General features: G+C 59.4%; 21 protein-coding genes. 6 read left to right on the top strand and 15 right to left on the bottom strand.

All coding sequences use genetic code 11. The features are described from left to right. The 3 genes from H6X51_RS19565 to H6X51_RS19555 all read right to left on the bottom strand — a co-directional run. A partial coding sequence (locus H6X51_RS19565; RefSeq protein WP_180118557.1) for a transposase zinc-binding domain-containing protein occupies positions 1-257 on the bottom strand: 257 nt, incomplete at its 3' end. 210 nt (positions 258-467) lie between these two features. After that, entirely contained in the window at positions 468-692 is a 225-nt protein-coding gene (locus tag H6X51_RS19560) for a hypothetical protein (protein ID WP_000743213.1), read from the bottom strand. Beyond that, positions 689-1,426: a recombinase family protein gene (locus H6X51_RS19555; protein ID WP_001366550.1), complete on the bottom strand. Its 738-nt coding sequence runs from the start codon at positions 1,424-1,426 to the stop codon at positions 689-691. Before H6X51_RS19555 ends, H6X51_RS19560 begins: the two co-directional genes overlap by 4 nt. Positions 1,427-1,573: 147 nt before the next feature. On the opposite strand from H6X51_RS19555, the gene H6X51_RS19550 reads away from it, so the two are divergent. The 5 genes from H6X51_RS19550 to H6X51_RS19530 all read left to right on the top strand — a co-directional run bounded on the left by H6X51_RS19550 (position 1,574) and on the right by H6X51_RS19530 (position 4,555). Further along, positions 1,574-1,906 (top strand): ArsR/SmtB family transcription factor, encoded by a 333-nt coding sequence (locus tag H6X51_RS19550; RefSeq protein ID WP_000447876.1) that lies wholly within the window; start codon positions 1,574-1,576, stop codon positions 1,904-1,906. Next, on the top strand, positions 1,903-2,670 hold the full coding sequence (arsH, locus tag H6X51_RS19545) for an arsenical resistance protein ArsH (protein ID WP_001239389.1): 768 nt from the start codon (positions 1,903-1,905) through the stop codon (positions 2,668-2,670). Before H6X51_RS19550 ends, arsH begins: the two co-directional genes overlap by 4 nt. Further along, positions 2,667-3,173, top strand: a complete 507-nt coding sequence (locus H6X51_RS19540; RefSeq protein WP_000140066.1) for an arsenate reductase ArsC — start codon at positions 2,667-2,669, stop codon at positions 3,171-3,173. Before arsH ends, H6X51_RS19540 begins: the two co-directional genes overlap by 4 nt. 44 nt (positions 3,174-3,217) lie before the next feature. Beyond that, on the top strand, positions 3,218-4,237 hold the full coding sequence (gene arsB, locus H6X51_RS19535) for an ACR3 family arsenite efflux transporter (RefSeq protein WP_005015323.1): 1,020 nt from the start codon (positions 3,218-3,220) through the stop codon (positions 4,235-4,237). A 114-nt stretch (positions 4,238-4,351) separates the two neighbouring features. After that, positions 4,352-4,555 carry a hypothetical protein gene (locus H6X51_RS19530; protein WP_000131871.1) on the top strand — a complete coding sequence of 68 codons (204 nt, stop codon included), beginning with the start codon at positions 4,352-4,354 and terminating at the stop codon, positions 4,553-4,555. Between the two features lie 36 nt (positions 4,556-4,591). Here the strand turns inward: H6X51_RS19530 and H6X51_RS19525 are convergent, their stop codons facing one another. The 12 genes from H6X51_RS19525 to guaB form a co-directional block, all read right to left on the bottom strand. Further along, positions 4,592-4,816 (bottom strand): type I toxin-antitoxin system ptaRNA1 family toxin, encoded by a 225-nt coding sequence (locus tag H6X51_RS19525; protein ID WP_000211355.1) that lies wholly within the window; start codon positions 4,814-4,816, stop codon positions 4,592-4,594. 63 nt (positions 4,817-4,879) lie between these two features. Continuing rightward, complete coding sequence (locus tag H6X51_RS19520) at positions 4,880-5,128, bottom strand: hypothetical protein (protein WP_000213809.1); 249 nt, start codon at positions 5,126-5,128, stop codon at positions 4,880-4,882. A 4-nt stretch (positions 5,129-5,132) separates the two neighbouring features. Beyond that, the gene (trbL, locus tag H6X51_RS19515; RefSeq protein WP_001405816.1) at positions 5,133-6,560 is read right to left on the bottom strand and encodes a P-type conjugative transfer protein TrbL; all 1,428 of its coding nucleotides are present in this window, start codon (positions 6,558-6,560) and stop codon (positions 5,133-5,135) included. A gap of 10 nt (positions 6,561-6,570) precedes the next feature. Beyond that, positions 6,571-6,807, bottom strand: coding sequence for an entry exclusion lipoprotein TrbK (gene trbK / locus H6X51_RS19510; RefSeq protein ID WP_000718002.1), 237 nt, complete (start codon positions 6,805-6,807; stop codon positions 6,571-6,573). 12 nt (positions 6,808-6,819) lie between these two features. Then, positions 6,820-7,599 (bottom strand): P-type conjugative transfer protein TrbJ, encoded by a 780-nt coding sequence (gene trbJ, locus H6X51_RS19505; RefSeq protein WP_000836966.1) that lies wholly within the window; start codon positions 7,597-7,599, stop codon positions 6,820-6,822. Positions 7,600-7,739: 140 nt separating this feature from the next. Beyond that, complete coding sequence (locus H6X51_RS19500) at positions 7,740-7,928, bottom strand: FitA-like ribbon-helix-helix domain-containing protein (protein WP_000024442.1); 189 nt, start codon at positions 7,926-7,928, stop codon at positions 7,740-7,742. 1,032 nt (positions 7,929-8,960) lie between these two features. After that, positions 8,961-9,842, bottom strand: a complete 882-nt coding sequence (repC, locus tag H6X51_RS19495) for a replication protein C, IncQ-type (RefSeq protein ID WP_000743064.1) — start codon at positions 9,840-9,842, stop codon at positions 8,961-8,963. Further along, positions 9,829-10,656, bottom strand: coding sequence for a helicase RepA family protein (locus H6X51_RS19490; RefSeq protein WP_001162384.1), 828 nt, complete (start codon positions 10,654-10,656; stop codon positions 9,829-9,831). The genes repC and H6X51_RS19490 overlap by 14 nt, the downstream gene beginning before the upstream one ends. A gap of 4 nt (positions 10,657-10,660) precedes the next feature. Further along, a complete protein-coding gene (locus H6X51_RS19485; protein ID WP_001179606.1) occupies positions 10,661-10,882 on the bottom strand; it encodes a helix-turn-helix transcriptional regulator in 222 nt (73 codons plus the stop codon). 147 nt (positions 10,883-11,029) lie between these two features. Beyond that, complete coding sequence (locus H6X51_RS19480; protein ID WP_000954590.1) at positions 11,030-12,232, bottom strand: tyrosine-type recombinase/integrase; 1,203 nt, start codon at positions 12,230-12,232, stop codon at positions 11,030-11,032. A gap of 304 nt (positions 12,233-12,536) precedes the next feature. Continuing rightward, a complete protein-coding gene (gene guaA, locus H6X51_RS19475; RefSeq protein WP_185269103.1) occupies positions 12,537-14,114 on the bottom strand; it encodes a glutamine-hydrolyzing GMP synthase in 1,578 nt (525 codons plus the stop codon). A gap of 114 nt (positions 14,115-14,228) precedes the next feature. Beyond that, the gene (gene guaB, locus H6X51_RS19470; protein ID WP_185269102.1) at positions 14,229-15,701 is read right to left on the bottom strand and encodes an IMP dehydrogenase; all 1,473 of its coding nucleotides are present in this window, start codon (positions 15,699-15,701) and stop codon (positions 14,229-14,231) included. A 124-nt stretch (positions 15,702-15,825) separates the two neighbouring features. Here guaB and xseA point away from each other — a divergent pair, with 124 nt between their 5' ends. Then, positions 15,826-17,205: an exodeoxyribonuclease VII large subunit gene (gene xseA, locus H6X51_RS19465; RefSeq protein ID WP_185269101.1), complete on the top strand. Its 1,380-nt coding sequence runs from the start codon at positions 15,826-15,828 to the stop codon at positions 17,203-17,205. The last annotated feature ends 158 nt before the right edge of the window (positions 17,206-17,363 follow it).

Genomic DNA, 17,363 nt, shown 5'->3' with positions numbered 1-17,363 from the left:
GCGACCAGGTGCTCGGCGTGGCAAGACTCGCAGCGAACCCGTAGAAAGCCATGCTCCAGCCGCCCGCATTGGAGAAATTCTTCAAATTCCCGTTGCACATAGCCCGGCAATTCCTTTCCCTGCTCTGCCATAAGCGCAGCGAATGCCGGGTAATACTCGTCAACGATCTGATAGAGAAGGGTTTGCTCGGGTCGGTGGCTCTGGTAACGACCAGTATCCCGATCCCGGCTGGCCGTCCTGGCCGCCACATGAGGCATGTTCCGCGTCCTTGCAATACTGTGTTTACATACAGTCTATCGCTTAGCGGAAAGTTCTTTTACCCTCAGCCGAAATGCCTGCCGTTGCTAGACATTGCCAGCCAGTGCCCGTCACTCCCACTCGATTGTAAACAAGCACACAAAACCCTTTAGTGACAACAATTTGCAAGAACTATCAGGCTCAGTGCCATGAAAAATACCATGACCAGATCATGAGGTTGAACACGGCTTGCGCCGGCAGCGTTCACGCTCCTGGTCGGCGATCTCGCCCGGCTGCAATGCTAGCTCAGCATCGGTCATGCGCTCCAGCACGTCGCGTAGGCGGATGGTGCAAGGAATGGGCGGCAGCTCGAACTCATAGCCGCCGGCGATCATTTCGGCCGCAATCTCCTCGGTGATGAAAAACGGCTCGTCGTCTTGGTTCGGCTTCTTCATGCCCTTTCCTCCTGGCGCTCATCCTGGCCGACAGCGGCCAGGGCATCGGCTTCCGTCAATGCGTCCTCCACGAACGCGCCGTGCTGCTTCGCTTCGGCCTGGCTGACCTCGGCCCATATCCGTTTCACCTGGGCCGCACTGTACCCGGCCAGCTCGGCGGTCTTGTTGATGCTGTAGCCGGACTTGCGCAGCGCGACAACTTGGGCGCGGCGCTTCGGATCAGCACGGCGGCCCTTGTACCGCCCGGCCTGGCGGGCCAACTCAATGCCTTGGCGCTGGCGTTCGCGCCTGTCCTCGTAGTCGTCGCGGGCCATCTGCAAGGCCAGGCGAAAAAGCATGATCTGCACGGCTTCCAGCACGATCTTGGCGACGCCCTGGGCCTCGGCCGCCAGGTCGGATAGATCGACCACGCCAGGGACGGCCAGGCGTGCGCCTTTGGCCTGTATCGAGGCCACCAGGCGCTCGGCCTCGGGCAAAGGTAGGCGGCTGATGCGGTCGATCTTCTCGGCAATGACCACCTCGCCGGGCTGTAGGTCGCCGATCATGCGCAGCAGCTCAGGCCGGTCGGCGCGTGCGCCGGATGCCTTCTCACGGTAGATGCCGGCGACGTAGTAGCCGGCGGCCTTCGCGGCCGTAGTGATCGCCTCTTGGCGTTCCAAGTCCTGCGCGTCGGTGCTGACGCGCAGATAGACCCGCGCCACCATCGGCGCGGCTACTGGCTTCGTCCTGCGCATACTTGCGGGCTCCTTTGGGCATACTCAAATGCACCCATCTTAAACTGGCAGGCCAATTTATCACATATCGATCTAAATGCGCCTAGCTCATTTTTACAGCTTAAATGAGCTATTGAGCACACTCCATATTTCGACTATTATTGAAACATGGAAACGATAAATGCTGTAGCCGCCCTGGCGGCCATCGCTCAAGAATCGCGCCTCGCGGTGTTCCGGCTTCTCGTCCAGGCCGGCCCCGCCGGCATGGCCGCCGGAAAAATCAGCGAAGCGGCCGGCATCCCGCCGTCTTCGCTATCCTTCCACCTGAAAGAGCTGGCACACGCCGGCATGGTCACGTCGCGGCAAGAAGGCCGATTTGTGATCTACGAGGCGAACTTTTCGACGGCCACTAACCTGGTGGCCTTTCTCACGGAAAACTGCTGCGGCGGCCAGGTGTGCAACCTGTCTTGCACCACGGAAGCCGGGAAGGTGTTGGCATGAGACTTCGCCATCTTTCCGACCCCGATTCTTTGCCCGCTTTGGACAAATCCTTTGCCATCGAGCGCCCGGCGCTCGGGCTGGCACCCGACGCCCCGCCGGTGCGTATCCTGCTGCTGTATGGCTCGCTGCGCGCCCGCTCGTTCTCACGGCTGGCCGTCGAGGAAGCGGCCCGGCTGCTGCAATTCTTTGGCGCAGAAACACGCATCTTCGACCCGTCCGATTTGCCGTTGCCCGATCAAGTGCAAAGCGACGATCACCCGGCCGTCAAGGAGCTGCGCGCCCTGTCCGAGTGGTCAGAGGGACAAGTCTGGTGCAGCCCGGAACGCCACGGTCAGATTACCAGTGTCATGAAGGCGCAGATTGACCATCTGCCGCTTGAAATGGCCGGCATCCGGCCGACCCAAGGCCGCACCCTGGCCGTGATGCAGGTATCCGGCGGCTCGCAGAGCTTCAACGCCGTGAACACCTTGCGTCTGCTCGGCCGCTGGATGCGAATGTTCACCATTCCGAACCAGTCGAGTATCGCCAAAGCGTTCCAAGAGTTCGACGCGGCGGGCCGCATGAAGCCCTCGCCGTACTACGACCGAATAGCCGATGTGATGGAAGAACTGGTGCGCTTCACGGCGCTGGTACGGCCGCACCGTGAAGCACTGACAGACCGCTATTCCGAACGGAAAGCGGCCGGCCACGTCATCGACGAGGCCACCGATCTTTCATCCATCGCCATTGCTCCCCAGCCACTACCAGAAAGCGAAACATCATGACCGAAAGAATCTATAACGTCCTCATCCTCTGCACCGGCAATTCGGCGCGCAGCATCATGGCCGAAGCTCTCATCAACACGATGGGGCAAGGGCGCTTCCGCGCCTACAGCGCCGGCAGTCACCCAACCGGCAAGGTCAATCCCTTCGCCGTCGAAAAGGTGGAGTCGGTGAATTACCCGACCGAGAATCTGCGCAGCAAGAGCTGGGACGAGTACGCCACGCCCGACGCACCGAAGATGGACTTCATCATCACCGTCTGCGACAACGCCGCCGGCGAAATGTGTCCGGTGTGGCCTGGTCAGCCGATCTCGGCGCATTGGGGATTTGAAGACCCGGCCGCCGTCGAAGGCACTGACGCCGAGAAGCGCCGGGCCTTCGAACAAACCTTCCGGCACATGATGAACCGCGTCCGCCTGTTCGTGAATCTGCCTCTCAAAATGCTTGACCAGACGGCCATCAAGCGCGAGCTGGCGAACATCGGCAAGACCGAGCAGGAAGCATGAGCGCCGGCGCACAGGCCATCGCCGCGAAGCCGCGCCAGGCCCCGATGAGCGGCTTCGAGCGTTACCTGACGCTGTGGGTGGCCCTGTGCATCGTCGCCGGTGTTGCGCTCGGCCAGGGCCTTCCTGACGTGTTCCAGGCCATAGGCCGCATGGAAGTGGCCCAGGTCAATTTGCCGGTGGGCCTGCTGATTTGGGTAATGATCGTCCCGATGCTGGTCAAGATCGACTTCGGGGCGCTGCACCAGGTCAAAGAGCATTGGCGCGGCATCGGCGTCACGCTGTTCGTGAATTGGGCCGTCAAGCCATTCTCGATGGCCCTGCTGGGGTGGCTGTTCATCCGACAAGTGTTCGCTCCGTTCCTGCCGGCCGATCAACTGGACAGCTACATCGCGGGCTTGATCTTGCTGGCCGCCGCGCCCTGCACGGCAATGGTGTTCGTGTGGAGCCGCCTTACCAACGGCGACCCGCTTTTCACGCTCTCGCAAGTGGCTCTGAACGACGCCATCATGATCGTGGCCTTCGCGCCCATCGTCGGCCTGCTGCTGGGCATGTCCTCGATCTCGGTGCCTTGGGACACGCTGCTGATTTCGGTCGTGCTCTACATCATCGTGCCGGTGATCCTGGCGCAGCTCTTGCGGCGGCATCTGCTCAAGCAAGGACAGGCCGCCTTTGAACGGGCCATGCAGAAGATCGGGCCGTGGTCGATGGCCGCGCTGCTGCTGACGTTGGTTCTACTGTTCGCCTTCCAGGGCGAGGCCATCATCCGGCAGCCGTTAGTGATCGCCATGCTAGCCGTGCCGATCTTGATTCAAGTGTTCTTCAATTCCGGGTTAGCCTACTGGCTGAACAAGCGGGCGGGGGAAAAGCACTCTGTCGCCTGTCCTTCGGCCCTGATCGGTGCCAGCAACTTCTTCGAGCTGGCCGTGGCGGCCGCCATCAGCTTGTTCGGTCTGCACTCCGGCGCTGCATTGGCAACCGTGGTCGGCGTCCTGGTCGAAGTGCCGGTGATGCTGCTGGTCGTGCGCGTGGTGAATCGCTCGAAGAGCTGGTACGAACGAGGTTGAACATGAGTAGGAAAAAACTGAGGAAATGATTGCAGATTGCCGCGCCGGCCGCTTCCTGGCGCATTCGATCACTGACCTGGAACACCTAGTATCCATGCTTGCTGAGGTCGCCCGATGACAGACCCAAAGAACCTAGAGAACAGGCTGCATGAGAAGGCCGACCCGGCCCGCGCCGTTTCCACTGGTCGGGTGCGCTACACACTGGCCGAACTACTGGCCGACGCGGAAGCATCCGGGGCTTACCCGCTGCCGCCGGAGGAACGCGAATGGATGGATGCGCCGTCTGTGGGTCGGGAATGGCCAAACAGTGAAGATTGAAAAAGGCGGCCAGTTCGAGTGGCCGCCCTTTCGTCATTAGCTGCACGCTTGGCGCAAGGCGTTCATTGCTTCTTGAAAATCAGCCTGTGTCGCCCGGCCCGTTTCAGCTTGGTAGTACACCACCATAAAAGCATTAGCGACGGCTTCGGCCAATGGCCCAAGGCTCCGCGCTTCCGCTTGGTTGATGTACTCCAAAGAAGAAAGAATAGCCGCTGCTTGATGCACTGCTTGCCCTGGTTCGATAATATGTTGTGTTGTCATAATTCACCTCTCCAGTAGGTGTTGATTGAAAGTGCCGGGCTGGTTGTGGCCAGCCCGGTGCGCCTACAGGTACAGCCCCGCCGCCTCCGCGAATGCTGACCGCTCATTCCTGCCGCCATTAACCTCAATACTTATCGGCTTAGTTTCGCTCTCTCTCATAGGGTCTGGCCGTGATACAAAAGCGGCTGTTTCTGTCTCTGCATCGACCTCGGTCGATTGATCACCCAGCGGCGAAATAAATACCTGGCTGACTTCTTCCCTTGGCGCTTCATCCAGGGCCGCCAATGCGGCCATGTATGTTGATGTCGTCATCGTGCTAACTCCTGACTTCGTTACTATCTGGGCCAGAATCGGCGCCCAAGCTATTGCCCTCGAACTGGCCAGATTGGCTTGCTTCTTTCGGCTCCATGCTTTCGCGTATCGAAGCAGCCAGTTTTCCGCCTGTGGTTTCGCTCACTCGCTCCTGGAATCCCTGCTTCACTTGAGAGCCGACACCCTTGGCTAACTCGGAGGCCGTGCCTGTGGCCAGCTTCGCGGCCTTGGCAAAGCCGCCACCGCTTGAGCTACTGCCGCTGTCACCAAAGCCAGCCGCTTGGGCGAATGGGCTACTGCCAGCAGTACCCGCTTCACCACCACCGTTTCCGCCACTGCTGACAACTGACCCCATGCTGGACATGTCACCGCCGGTTTCCATACTCGCTGATGCTTTCTGAAAAGCCGCTTGGAGTGCACTTGCACCTCCGGCTGCACCGGCTGCGGCACCCATAACCGCTTTACCTGCCAGGGCAGCGCCGCCAGTTGCCATACTGGCCGCCGTCACCGCCGCCCCAACTGCCGCACCCGCACCGAAGTTTCCAATTCCACCGGCTGCGCCAATACCACCACCAGACACAAGACCAGAAATCATCGGCGGAACTTTGTTGACCAAGAAAAGCAAGATGACCGATATAACCAACATCACGGCCAGTTCCTGGGATGCCATGTTCTCGCTGATTTGCGTGTAGTAGTGATTGATGAACTCTTTGCCAATCGCAACCAGAAGCACCATTGCCATAAGCTGTGCGGCCAGGCCCAGCACGGTCTTGTAGTAATTGATCGCCATGTCGGAAGTCCAACGACTTCCACCAAAGCCAAGGAAGAACACACCGGCATACAACAGAATCCAGGCTGATGCGAGCAACAGCAACAGGTTGACCGCAATCAACGCCAGGACAAACAAAACAGCCAGGGCCATTAGCTCCATGACCAGAGCAGTTGCCATCTGCCGCCATCCCAGCTCCGAGGTGGCCTGTACTGTGCGGTTGTATAACTCGAAACCAAGATCAAGGATGCTGGAGGGCCCAAGATTGCTATTGGAAAGTCCCCCCGCCTGCGCGCCCAGAGTTTGCAATGACTGAACAATCGTACCGGCGATATTCATGCCCTGGTTCGCATTCGTCAGCAACCACCAGAAAAAGCCGGTGAAGATCGTGAAGCGAACGAACTCCGCGAAGAACTCGCCAATGTCGGCCTTGCGCAAAGCCATCATGCCGAATGTCCAGACCATCGAAATCACAACCAGCGTCCAGAACAAACGCGATGCAGCGGACTCAATAGCTGGCCCCCATGTTGCGGCAGCATCATGAAAACGCTTGAGCACATCATTCATAACACCGCTGCTACTTAGCTCCTGCGCCATTGCAGGTTCAGCCAGCACCATTGTGGCGACCATCATCAAGCCACCTAGAGCAATTTTCTTTCTCATGGCGACCACCTCAATAATCATCTTTAGGGCTGGGCTTGAACTCCCACTGACGCATCTGCTTGGCCTTCTGGAATGCTCTGCATTCCTCGGTAAAGGCCTCTCGGTTCGCTTCGCTGCGCATTTCATTCAGTGCTGCCTGGAACGCATCGGGGGCACACGTCGCCGCATTTGGTTCGGGCATCCTTTCCTGTTCACATCCAGCCAACAACAGCAACGTAGCCGCGGTAGTAAAAAAGATTTTTTTCATCTCACCGCCTCCCTAGTAGTTGTCTGCCGGACTCGGGCGAAACGTCCAGGTACGCATTTGCTCGGCCCTGGCATCACCTCGCGCCTCGGCATCGAGTTCTGCTGCAATCCGGGCTGCCTCCGCGTTGTGTTGGGCGGTCAACATGGTGCGAATCTGCAAGAGCTGATTGGCCTGCTGGCTGGCGAGCTGGTTGGCGTAGCCGATGGCCTGTAGCTGGCCAGTTGCACCCTGGGCCGCGCCTTGCAGCCGCTCCAGGGTACGGGCGTCATCCTTCAAAGCCTTTTGCTGGTCGGCAACGGTCTGGAACAGGGCATCGTTGGCCTTCTTTTGCGACTCTGACGCCAGGCGGCGGTTCTCTTCCATCGCTGCCTTTTCGGCCGGCGTGCATCCGCCGCTGCCGTTGAAGCATGGCGAGCTGCGGTAATAGGCCACGTCCTGAAACTTGGCCAGGTAACGATCCAGGCTGCCTAGCTGGTTCTCGTAATAGGCCAGCGTGTTTTGCGCGGCAATCAGCCGGTTGATCGTAGTCTGCGCCTGATCCCAGATATACGCGGCTGGGGCCATCGTGTTCTGGAGCTGATTTTCGTACTGCTGCAACTGGGTCTGGTACTGCTCAATCTGCTTGAGCGTCTGCGCCACCGACTCGATGGCCGTCATGATGTTCTGGGCCAGGTTGCCGCCGTCGATGACGGGGATACCAGCTTGCACAGGGGCGGTGGTAGTGGTGATAAAGCCGGTTGCGAGTGCAACGGCTAGAGCGGTTTTTTTAGCCGCTAAAATTTTGGACTTCATGGTCGTACTCCGTCGATGAAAAGAAGGCATTGCCTTGACCAAGCGTTGTGCTTGTTCTCGGCAACGTTTCATCGAAGAGCTACGCCACTAGCTGATCGGTATTGCCCTTGGCGCTGAGGCCCGGACTTACAAACGTAAAACTACTCTGTTTTTTTATCGCTTTCGGACAAGCCAACTTCCCGGCCAATCTCTTCAAGCTCTAGCGGCTGTACTGCCGCCGTCAGTATTTCGCGTATTTCCGCGTCGGTGCTCCTATCGTTGAGCGCTGCTCGAACTTTCAACGCACGGTGCACCTCGGCGGGTAAATTCCTGATAAGCACATTTGCCATATCAATACCCTTTTGGTGTACCCGACAACCATGCTATCAAAGATATTAAAAATAGCAAGACCTATACTCTTGCAACCGGCGGTAGCCGATCAGCCCCGCAGGGCAGGATTCCCGTTGAGTGCCCCCGGCGCGAATAAGGGACAGTGAAGATAGATAACCGGCTTGCCGGTTAGCTAACTTCACCCATCCTGCCCGCATTTCACCCACTATTGAAAATCTAGCGCATATCGAACGTAAAGCGTTTTATCGTCAAACAAACACCGATTCTTGGCAACATAACCGTAATCGTCACCAAATCGGCCTGCAATCGACATAGTCGCTTCAAAATCGCTGCTCAATCGGCTTTAAATCGGAACCTAAAATGCCAACAATCGACACAAACCATTCGCCCCGATGGGGCGAGTTGGACGCCAAAAAAGAAGGGCATAACCCGCCCCTCAAGTGTCAATGAACACAAGAAATTTGCCTCCCCTCCCGTCATACCACTAAGGCGACGTATTGATACTTGAGGGGCAACCTTTCCTGATGTTGACACCTTCACGCAGGTTACTGGTTATGGGCGTCCAACACACACGGCTCATTCCTGCTTGGTAATAATAAGAATAATAATCTTCTTATTATTCTTACCGAACGAATGGGCACTGCTTAGCCATTTCACGTTTCGAGCCAAGGTTTCAGTACAGATAACTACAAGTGCACACAGCGGCCCTCCAGCACCGTTAGACGCAGATTCTGCTTCAGCTCATGGAATAAGGGACTCCGGGTTGTTTTCCCCTCTCACAAGGCGTTTCAGCGGCCACTGAAGCCGCCTTCTCTTCTTGGCGTTAAACCATCGGCCTATGGCCGATTGATAAAGCCCGCCAGGGCTTTATTGGCAAGGTCAGAACGCGCCCTCAAGGCGCGAGCTGCACCGCGCATGATGGATTATCTTTAGATAATCTTGGATGGATTTCCCAAACTGCCCGCAAAGCAGCGCACCGTCTGGGTTTTCCAAATTGGGACGGGGAACGTTACGACGGCAGAAGGGGAGCGTTACGACGGTAACAAGGGAACGTTACGACGGTAAACGGGTGCAGTTGCCGTGGGGCCAGGCCTCTTGATCTCCCATTTTCCCTTGGCGTATTCGTTCACTACCCAACCCACGGCGGCAAGTTCGGCCAGTGCCTTCCGGGCAGTCTGACGGCGTTTTTTCATAGCTTCGGCATTGGCTTCATCTGGCCAGACATAGCCGCAAAGCGTGTCCAGTTCCACGCGCCCGGATTTGCCGGGGTCGATCCAGCCGCATAGCCGTTGGTGCATCAGCCGTGCCGGATCAGTCTGTAGCACCCGCACTTCCGCCATGTCGATACGGGCATATGGACGATGCCCCAGGATCGCTTCGGCAATACGCGGATTCAGGGCAACCCATAGCCTGCCGTCCGTCTCGTCAAAAGCATGACTCATCAGGTGGAACGCGGCTTGCCGCCGTCCCTTCGTCACAAGGATGGTGACGTTCGACATGCGCAGCAGGCTGGCTTTGAGCGCCTTGATGTTGTCGCCGCTATCCGTCATGCCCGTTTCTGAGAGCAGTTTGGTCAGGCTCTCACGAACCACCAAGCCGTCTTGCTCAATGGCTTCGAAACGGGGTTCAAGGAATAGCCGTAGCTGTCGCCCCGTCTCACTGGTCGGTTCCGGGGTTAGCAAGATGCCGTTCGGGCCGCCAAGGGCCACGATGCCTTGCAAAAGACGCATATCATCGGCCCCGAGAGGTTCGAATCCGACGAAACGCATGGATTCGTCCTCGCCAAAGGTGTAGGTCACGTCCAGCTTGCAGCGTTTGCGATCGCCACGCTTGAGGCTGCGGAACAGGCCAGGTGCCAAACAGTGCGCGGGATCATGTCGGACGTGGGTCAGGTCATGCTTAGGCTTCTTCACGCTGTCTCCTTTTCACCTTGCACTGCCGCTCCAGTACAGCAGGCTTCAACACGCCGCCGTCGTGCCGTCTAAACCAGAGTTCTTGAAAAGGTGCGCCATAGTTGGCCTTGCTGACGCCAAAGCGGACAAAATACCCACGCTGACAATCATCGACCCCCAGTATCTCGGCCTCGCCTTGCGTCATGCCGGATAGGTACGATTGCCAACGGATGTTATCAACCAGTACGGACGATCCACGACTGGCCTGCTGTTGATCGCCCGACCCCATCATGGCTGCGCTTTTACTCGCGTGGTGCAGAAACACAATGGAGCAGCCTGTATCAGCGGCTATGGCCTCCATGTGCCCAACAACCTGCGCCATCGGCCCGCTAGCGTTCTCCTCCTCAATGTGGAAGCGCCGCAAAGTGTCCAAGATCATCAAGCGACGACCTTCAGCGGCTCGTTTGAGAGCATCGAACCAGCTAGCAGCCATGATGTTTGGGCATTTACCGATCAAGGGTTCAATGAGCAAACCATCAGCCACGGCTTGCCGTTCCGCTGCGCTGAGGTGTGCCCCAAGGGCGTGCAGACGATGGTGAATAGCGGCCGGTGGATCTTCAGCAGGCAGATAGACCACTTGCCCGGTGGGAAACTCGCCTATTTCAAGTAAATCAGGCCCGCCTGCAATCTGTGCAGCCAATTGAAGGGCCAACATGGATTTACCAGCCCCACCAGGCGACACAAGAGCACCAACAGTGCCAGCAACCATATTAGGCAGAACATAATCAATGGGTGGCGGCAATTCCGTGAAAGCCGCCATAAGATCAAGAGCCATATAACTAGCCCTCTATAGGGCCAGGTCGCGCAGCTTGATCACCCGATGATTTACGTGCCTCAATCCACTCTTCGACCTCTGACAAATCCCAGGCGACATTTCTACTGGTTAACGCGATACGGCGTGGAAAATCCCCTCGCTGCTCCAGGTTATAAATTGTTCGTGTCGAAAGCGGGATCATCTCCAGGAGCTTCTTCCTGTTGATGAGGGTCTTTATATTTTGCATGGGTCAATACCTCTCAAATGAATAGTTGCTATTCATCGAGTAGCTGCGCGAAGCAGCTAATCGGTAATTGACCTGCCCGATGCCAATGGCGGCCTTATTTATAAATTCACGGCATCAACTTCAATGCTATCAAAGATAGCAAAAACATCAACCCTTACTGCCTCCCGAAGTCCACTCATCAATCATATCGGCCCAATCCTGCAACATCGCCGCCCGCTGCTCGCGGTACTCAGCCTTGTTGTAGACAGCCCTCACGCCCTTCTGCTCGTGCGCCAGGCACTTCTCGATCCAGTCGGTGTTGTAGCCGGCCTCATGCAACAGCGTGCTGGCTGTGCGCCGCAAATCATGCGGTCCGAACTTGGTAAGTGACTTCCCATCTTTCTGCGCCGCCTTGTAAGTCAGCGTCAGCACCTGGTTAAGTGTGGCAGCGCTCATCGGCGCATCCGAGTCGTACCGTGATGGCAAAACGAAGTCGGAACCACCGGCAAAGGTTTTCATGGCAATGAAAATATCCAGAGCCTGCTGGGACAGAAATACCAGGTGCGGGTTACGGCGTTTCATCCGCTCCTTTGGAATCGTCCACAACGCTTCGCTGAAATTGATCTCGCTCCAGGTCGCATTGGTCAGCTCGCTCTTGCGCACCATCGTCAGCAATAACAGCTTGGCCGCCGCACGGTTTGTTGGGCTTGTGCCCACTCGCTCCATGTACTGGTACATCAGCCCAATTTCTTCTGGCGTCAACGCTCGGTCACGTGGCTCGAATCGAGCGATGCTTGTTGGGCGCACCAGTTCTGCCGGGTTTTCGACCTTCTGCCCACGCTCGATGGCCCAGCGAAATACCTGCAACACGATTTCACGCACATGAACGGCGGTGGCCGGTGCGCCTCGCTCAACAATGGCATCAGCCAGCGCCCGCAAGTCTTCGTGGGTGATCTCCACCAGCTTCTGATTGCTGAATTTCGGCTTCAGCTCACGCTCATAAACCGAGCGGCGCATATCGCGGGTGGAGTCGGCCATCTGGTAGCCACGCAGCCACTTCTCCGCCCAGGCACCGAACGTCTCTGCATCTTTCACCCGCGCCTTGTCTCGGGCTTTCTCCTTGGCCGGCGACTTGCCCGCCGCAACCATCTTCTTGGCGTCACCCAACAGCTCGCGGGCTTCGGCCAGGGTGATGCCACCGACACCATAACGCCCAAAGGTGATGGTCTCCTGCCGACCGTTGATTGAGTAGTTGTAACGGAACGAGATGGAGCCGGCTGGAGTCACTGCCACATAGAGACCTTCCCGGTCATTCACTTTGTAGAGTTTGTCCCTGGGCTTGAGATTGCGCAGCTTGGTATCGGTCAGCATGTACCTTGTCCTTCTTCGTCTCCGATACCATGCTGAAAAAATCTCGAATTTATCGTATTTTTTCTTACGAAACAGTAACTTATAGAATATTAATACCATGAACACACAAAAGAACGCAGCATGGTATCGGCATCAATCATGGCATCGCCAAACCATAATACCAGCTTTAATGCCATGCTCAAACGGTGCTTGGCGCTTCCTCCCGTTGCCAGATCGTGCCAAACACAAACAAAAAAAAGCCCGCAATTACGCGGGCTTAGCGGCATTTCATGCCATCAGGTGCCTGGCTGTGCCAGACGCGGAATCATTCCCACTCAATGGTCGCCGGCGGCTTGCTCGAGATATCGTAGGTAACCCGTGACACCCCACTTATTTCATTGATGATCCGGTTGGATACCAGCTCCAGGAACTCGTAGGGCAGGTGTGCCCAGCGGGCGGTCATGAAATCGATGGTTTCCACCGCGCGCAGGGCGATGACCCACTCGTAGCGGCGGGCGTCACCGACCACGCCGACCGACTTGATCGGCAGGAACACGGCGAAGGCCTGGCTGGTCTTGTGGTACAGGTCGGCCTTGCGCAGCTCCTCGATGAAGATATGATCGGCGCGGCGCAGAATGTCGGCATATTCCTTGCGCACTTCGGCGAGGATACGCACGCCCAGGCCCGGGCCGGGGAACGGGTGGCGGTAGACCATGTCGTAGGGCAGACCCAGCTCCAGACCGATCTTGCGTACTTCATCCTTGAACAGCTCGCGCAGCGGTTCGACCAGCTCGAAGGCCAGGTCTTCCGGCAGGCCGCCGACGTTGTGGTGCGACTTGATCACGTGGGCCTTGCCGGTCTTGGCGCCGGCCGATTCGATCACGTCGGGGTAAATGGTGCCCTGGGCGAGGAATCTGACATCCTGCAACTTGGTGGCTTCCTCGTCGAACACCTCGATGAAGGTGCGGCCGATGATCTTGCGCTTGGCTTCCGGGTCGGTGACGCCGAGCAGGCGCGAGAGGAACTTGTCTTCGGCGTTGGCGCGGATCACCTTGACGCCCATGTTCTCGGCGAACATGGCCATCACCTGCTCCCCTTCGTGCAGACGCAGCAGGCCGTTGTCGACGAACACGCAGGTCAGCTGGTCGCCGATGGCGCGGTGCAGCAGCGCGGCGACCACCGAGGAGTCGACGCCACCGGACAGCCCCAGCAGTACCTTGGCATCGCCAACCTGGACGCGCACGTTGGCGATGGCGTCCTCGACGATGTTGGCCGGGGTCCACAGTGCCTGGCAGCCACACAGTTCGAGCAGGAAGCGCGACAGGATACGCAGCCCTTGCTTGGTGTGCGTCACCTCGGGGTGGAACTGCACGCCATAGAAGCGCCGGGCGTCGTCGCCCATGGCGGCGATGGCACAGCTCGGCGTACTGGCCAGGACCTTGAAGCCCTCCGGCAGCTCGATGACCTTGTCACCGTGGCTCATCCATACATCCAGGGTCATCACACCGTCGTCGGCGACCGCATCCTCGATACCGTCGAGGAAGCTGCTCTTGCCGACCAGGTCGACGCAGGCATAGCCGAATTCGCGCTCGTCGCTACCCTGCACCTTGCCGCCCAACTGGGTGGCCATGGTCTGCATGCCGTAGCAGATGCCCAGTACCGGCACATCCAGTTCGAACACCAGTTGCGGCGCCCGCGGGCTGCCGTGCTCGGTGACCGACTCCGGGCCACCGGCGAGGATGATGCCCCTAGGCGCGAAGGCGCGGATCGCTTCCGGCTCCATATCCCAGGCGTGAATCTCGCAATAGACGCCGATTTCCCGGACCCGCCGGGCAATCAGTTGGGTGTACTGGGAACCGAAGTCCAGGATCAGGATGCGGTGAGCGTGAATGTCATGGGACATGGACTTTCCTTCGGAAAGAGCTTGAAGTTGAAAGCCGGAAGCTGGAAGCAGAAGCCCGAAGTTTGCACTTCCAGCTTCCAGCCTCCAGCTCCCGGCACCTGTTCAGAGGGTCGCTCAGCCGACCCGGTAGTTCGGCGCTTCCTTGGTGATCTGCACGTCATGCACGTGCGATTCACTCATGCCGGCACCGGTGATGCGAACGAACTCGGGCTTGGTGCGCATTTCATCGATGCTGGCGCAGCCGGTGTAGCCCATGGCCGCCCGCAGGCCGCCCATCAACTGGTGGATGATCGCCGCCAGAGCACCCTTGTAGGCCACCCGCCCTTCGATACCCTCGGGCACCAGTTTCTCGGCACCGCCGGTGGAGTCCTGGAAGTAACGGTCGGCCGAACCGCCGCCGGCATTGGCCATGGCACCCAGCGAACCCATGCCCCGATAGGCCTTGTAGGAGCGGCCCTGGAACAGTTCGATCTCACCTGGTGCCTCTTCGGTACCGGCGAACATGGAGCCCATCATCACCACCGAGGCACCAGCGGCAATCGCCTTGGCCAGGTCACCGGAGAAGCGGATGCCACCATCGGCGATCAGCGGTACGCCGGTATCCTTGAGTGCCGCGGCCACATCGGCGATCGCGGAAATCTGCGGTACACCGACACCGGCAACGATACGGGTGGTGCAGATGGAGCCCGGGCCGATCCCGACCTTGACCGCGTCGGCACCGGCGGCAACCAGCGCCAGCGCGGCGGCGCCAGTGGCGATGTTGCCACCCACCACCTGGATCTGCGGGAAGGTCTGCTTGACCCAGCGTACCCGGTCGATCACGCCCTTGGAGTGACCGTGTGCGGTATCCACGATGACCACATCGACGCCGGCCTTGACCAGCGCGGTGACCCGCTCCTCGGTTTCCGCACCGGTGCCCACTGCCGCGCCCACGCGCAGACGGCCCTGCTCGTCCTTGCTGGCCAGCGGATAGGCCTTGGCCTTCTCGATGTCGTTGACGGTCATCATGCCCTTGAGGCGGAAATTGTCATCCACCACCAGAACCCGCTCGATGCGGTGCTTGTGCAGCAGCTTGCGTACTTCGCTGGTGGAGGAACCTTCCTTGACCGTGACCAGGCGCTCCTTGGGGGTCATCACGTCGCGCACGCGGGCATCCATACGGGTCTCGAAACGGATGTCGCGGGAGGTGACGATACCCACCAGGTCGTCGTTGTACAGCACCGGCACACCGGAAATGTTGTTCTGGTGGGTCAGCTCGAACAGCTCGGCAACCGTCGCATCGGCCTCGATGGTGATCGGGTCCTTGACCACGCCGGACTCGAACTTCTTGACCTTGCGTACTTCGTTGGCCTGCTGCTCGATGGTCATATTCTTGTGAATGATGCCGATACCACCTTCCTGGGCCATGGAAATGGCCAGACGGGCTTCAGTCACGGTGTCCATCGCCGCCGAGACCAGGGGCATGCTCAACTCGATTCCGCGGGTCAGGCGAGTGTTGAGACAGACGTCCTTGGGCAGCACATCGGAATAACCGGGCACCAGCAGAATGTCATCGAAAGTAAGGGCTTCTTGGCGAATACGCAGCATAGCGGGAGCTCCCGAGCGGGAAAAATGGAAGCGCGCCATTATACCCATCCAGCGGGCGGTACTCAATTGGAATCAATCGAACAAGGGAATTATTCCCGCGGCTGCGAACTGCTACCATGCGCGCATGAACAACGACGACACCATCTTTCAACGACTGGGCGCGGAACGCGAAGTGCTCACCGTGAGCCAGCTCAATGCGCGGGCACGCAACCTGCTGGAGGAAGTCTTCCCGCGGGTCTGGGTGGAGGGCGAGCTGTCCAACCTGGCGCGGCCCTCCTCCGGGCACCTGTATTTCACCCTCAAGGACAGTGGCGCCCAGGTGCGCTGCGCGCTGTTCCGGCAACATGCCGCGCGCATTCGCCTGCAGTTGCGCGACGGCCTGCTGGTCCGGGCCCGGGGGCGGGTCAGCCTGTATGAGGGGCGCGGCGACTACCAGATGATCCTCGATGCCCTGGAGCCAGCCGGCGATGGCGCCCTACGCCAGGCCTTTGAAGCGCTCAAGGCCAGGCTGCAGGCCGAGGGGCTGTTCGCCACCGAGCGCAAGCGGGCGCTGCCCTCGCACCCGACCCGTATCGGCGTGATCACCTCGCCCAGCGGCGCGGCAGTGCGCGACATCATCAGCGTATTCGGCCGCCGCGCGCCCTTCATCGAGCTGGTCATCAGCCCGACCGCGGTACAGGGCCGCGAGGCCGCACCACAGATAGTACGAGCCCTGGAGCGCGCCGACCGGGCCGGTTTCGATGCCCTGATCCTGGCCCGTGGCGGTGGTTCTCTGGAGGATCTGTGGCCGTTCAACGAGGAGCAGGTGGCCCGCGCCGTGGCCGCCTGCCGCACACCGATCATCAGCGCCGTCGGCCATGAGACCGATGTCTCGATCAGCGATTTCGTCGCCGACGTGCGCGCGCCCACGCCCTCGGCCGCCGCCGAGCTGCTCAGCCCGGACACCCAGGCCATGCTGGCTCAGTTGCAGCGCTATCACCGGCAGCTGCAGCAATGCATGAAGGTGCGCCTGGGACGCGAGCACCTGCGTCTGGACAACCTGCGCCGCCGCCTGCGCCACCCGGGCGAGCGACTGGCCCAGCAGGCACAGCGGCTGGATGAGCTGGAGATGCGCCTGCAACGCGCCTGGCGGCATCGCCTGGAGCAGCGCCAACAGCGGCTGGCCCATCTGCGCGCTCGTCTGCAGCATCAGCACCCGGAGCGGCTGCTGGGCATGCTGCAGGAACGCCTCGGCCAGTTGCAGCAGCGCCTGCCCCGGGCTATCGAGGTGCAGATGCAACAGCGCCGGCAACGCCTGGAAAGCGCCGTTCAGAGTCTGCACCTGATCAGCCCGCTGGCAACCCTGGGGCGCGGCTACAGCATTTTGCTGGACCAGCAGGGCAAGGCCATTCGCAGCCAGCACGAAACCCAACCCGGCCAGCAACTGGAAGCACGCCTGGGCGAGGGCAAGCTGCAATTGCGCGTCGAGGCGCAGCAGCCGCATACACTGCCCCTCGGGGTGTAACGCCCCGGTCCGCGTTCGAGCGCTACACCTGCGAGCTGGCCGGCGGTATCAGCGTGGCTGGCAGACCTCTGTCGTCGAGCGGGCGCTCGATAAGATGGTCTCCTCCCTCCCCCTCTACGGCGTCGCGATGCGCCAGAGGATAGATGCTAAACATCTAT

Source organism: Halopseudomonas xiamenensis, assembly GCF_014219065.1.
GTDB lineage: Bacteria > Pseudomonadota > Gammaproteobacteria > Pseudomonadales > Pseudomonadaceae > Halopseudomonas > Halopseudomonas xiamenensis.
Note: the sequence above shows the minus strand (reverse complement) of the source record. Positions and strands in the feature narration are given on the sequence as shown.

Bases quoted from the DNA above. Each gene is read 5' to 3' on its own strand.
- H6X51_RS19560 (WP_000743213.1), bottom strand. From the start codon at position 692: ATGAAGAAGCCGAACCAAGACGACGAGCCGTTTTTCATCACCGAGGAG.
- H6X51_RS19555 (WP_001366550.1), bottom strand. From the start codon at position 1,426: ATGCGCAGGACGAAGCCAGTAGCCGCGCCGATGGTGGCGCGGGTCTAT.
- H6X51_RS19550 (WP_000447876.1), top strand. From the start codon at position 1,574: ATGGAAACGATAAATGCTGTAGCCGCCCTGGCGGCCATCGCTCAAGAA.
- arsH (WP_001239389.1), top strand. From the start codon at position 1,903: ATGAGACTTCGCCATCTTTCCGACCCCGATTCTTTGCCCGCTTTGGAC.
- H6X51_RS19540 (WP_000140066.1), top strand. From the start codon at position 2,667: ATGACCGAAAGAATCTATAACGTCCTCATCCTCTGCACCGGCAATTCG.
- arsB (WP_005015323.1), top strand. From the start codon at position 3,218: ATGAGCGGCTTCGAGCGTTACCTGACGCTGTGGGTGGCCCTGTGCATC.
- H6X51_RS19530 (WP_000131871.1), top strand. From the start codon at position 4,352: ATGACAGACCCAAAGAACCTAGAGAACAGGCTGCATGAGAAGGCCGAC.
- H6X51_RS19525 (WP_000211355.1), bottom strand. From the start codon at position 4,816: ATGACAACACAACATATTATCGAACCAGGGCAAGCAGTGCATCAAGCA.
- H6X51_RS19520 (WP_000213809.1), bottom strand. From the start codon at position 5,128: ATGACGACATCAACATACATGGCCGCATTGGCGGCCCTGGATGAAGCG.
- trbL (WP_001405816.1), bottom strand. From the start codon at position 6,560: ATGAGAAAGAAAATTGCTCTAGGTGGCTTGATGATGGTCGCCACAATG.
- trbK (WP_000718002.1), bottom strand. From the start codon at position 6,807: ATGAAAAAAATCTTTTTTACTACCGCGGCTACGTTGCTGTTGTTGGCT.
- trbJ (WP_000836966.1), bottom strand. From the start codon at position 7,599: ATGAAGTCCAAAATTTTAGCGGCTAAAAAAACCGCTCTAGCCGTTGCA.
- H6X51_RS19500 (WP_000024442.1), bottom strand. From the start codon at position 7,928: ATGGCAAATGTGCTTATCAGGAATTTACCCGCCGAGGTGCACCGTGCG.
- H6X51_RS19490 (WP_001162384.1), bottom strand. From the start codon at position 10,656: ATGGCTCTTGATCTTATGGCGGCTTTCACGGAATTGCCGCCACCCATT.
- H6X51_RS19485 (WP_001179606.1), bottom strand. From the start codon at position 10,882: ATGCAAAATATAAAGACCCTCATCAACAGGAAGAAGCTCCTGGAGATG.
- H6X51_RS19480 (WP_000954590.1), bottom strand. From the start codon at position 12,232: ATGCTGACCGATACCAAGCTGCGCAATCTCAAGCCCAGGGACAAACTC.
- guaA (WP_185269103.1), bottom strand. From the start codon at position 14,114: ATGTCCCATGACATTCACGCTCACCGCATCCTGATCCTGGACTTCGGT.
- guaB (WP_185269102.1), bottom strand. From the start codon at position 15,701: ATGCTGCGTATTCGCCAAGAAGCCCTTACTTTCGATGACATTCTGCTG.
- xseA (WP_185269101.1), top strand. From the start codon at position 15,826: ATGAACAACGACGACACCATCTTTCAACGACTGGGCGCGGAACGCGAA.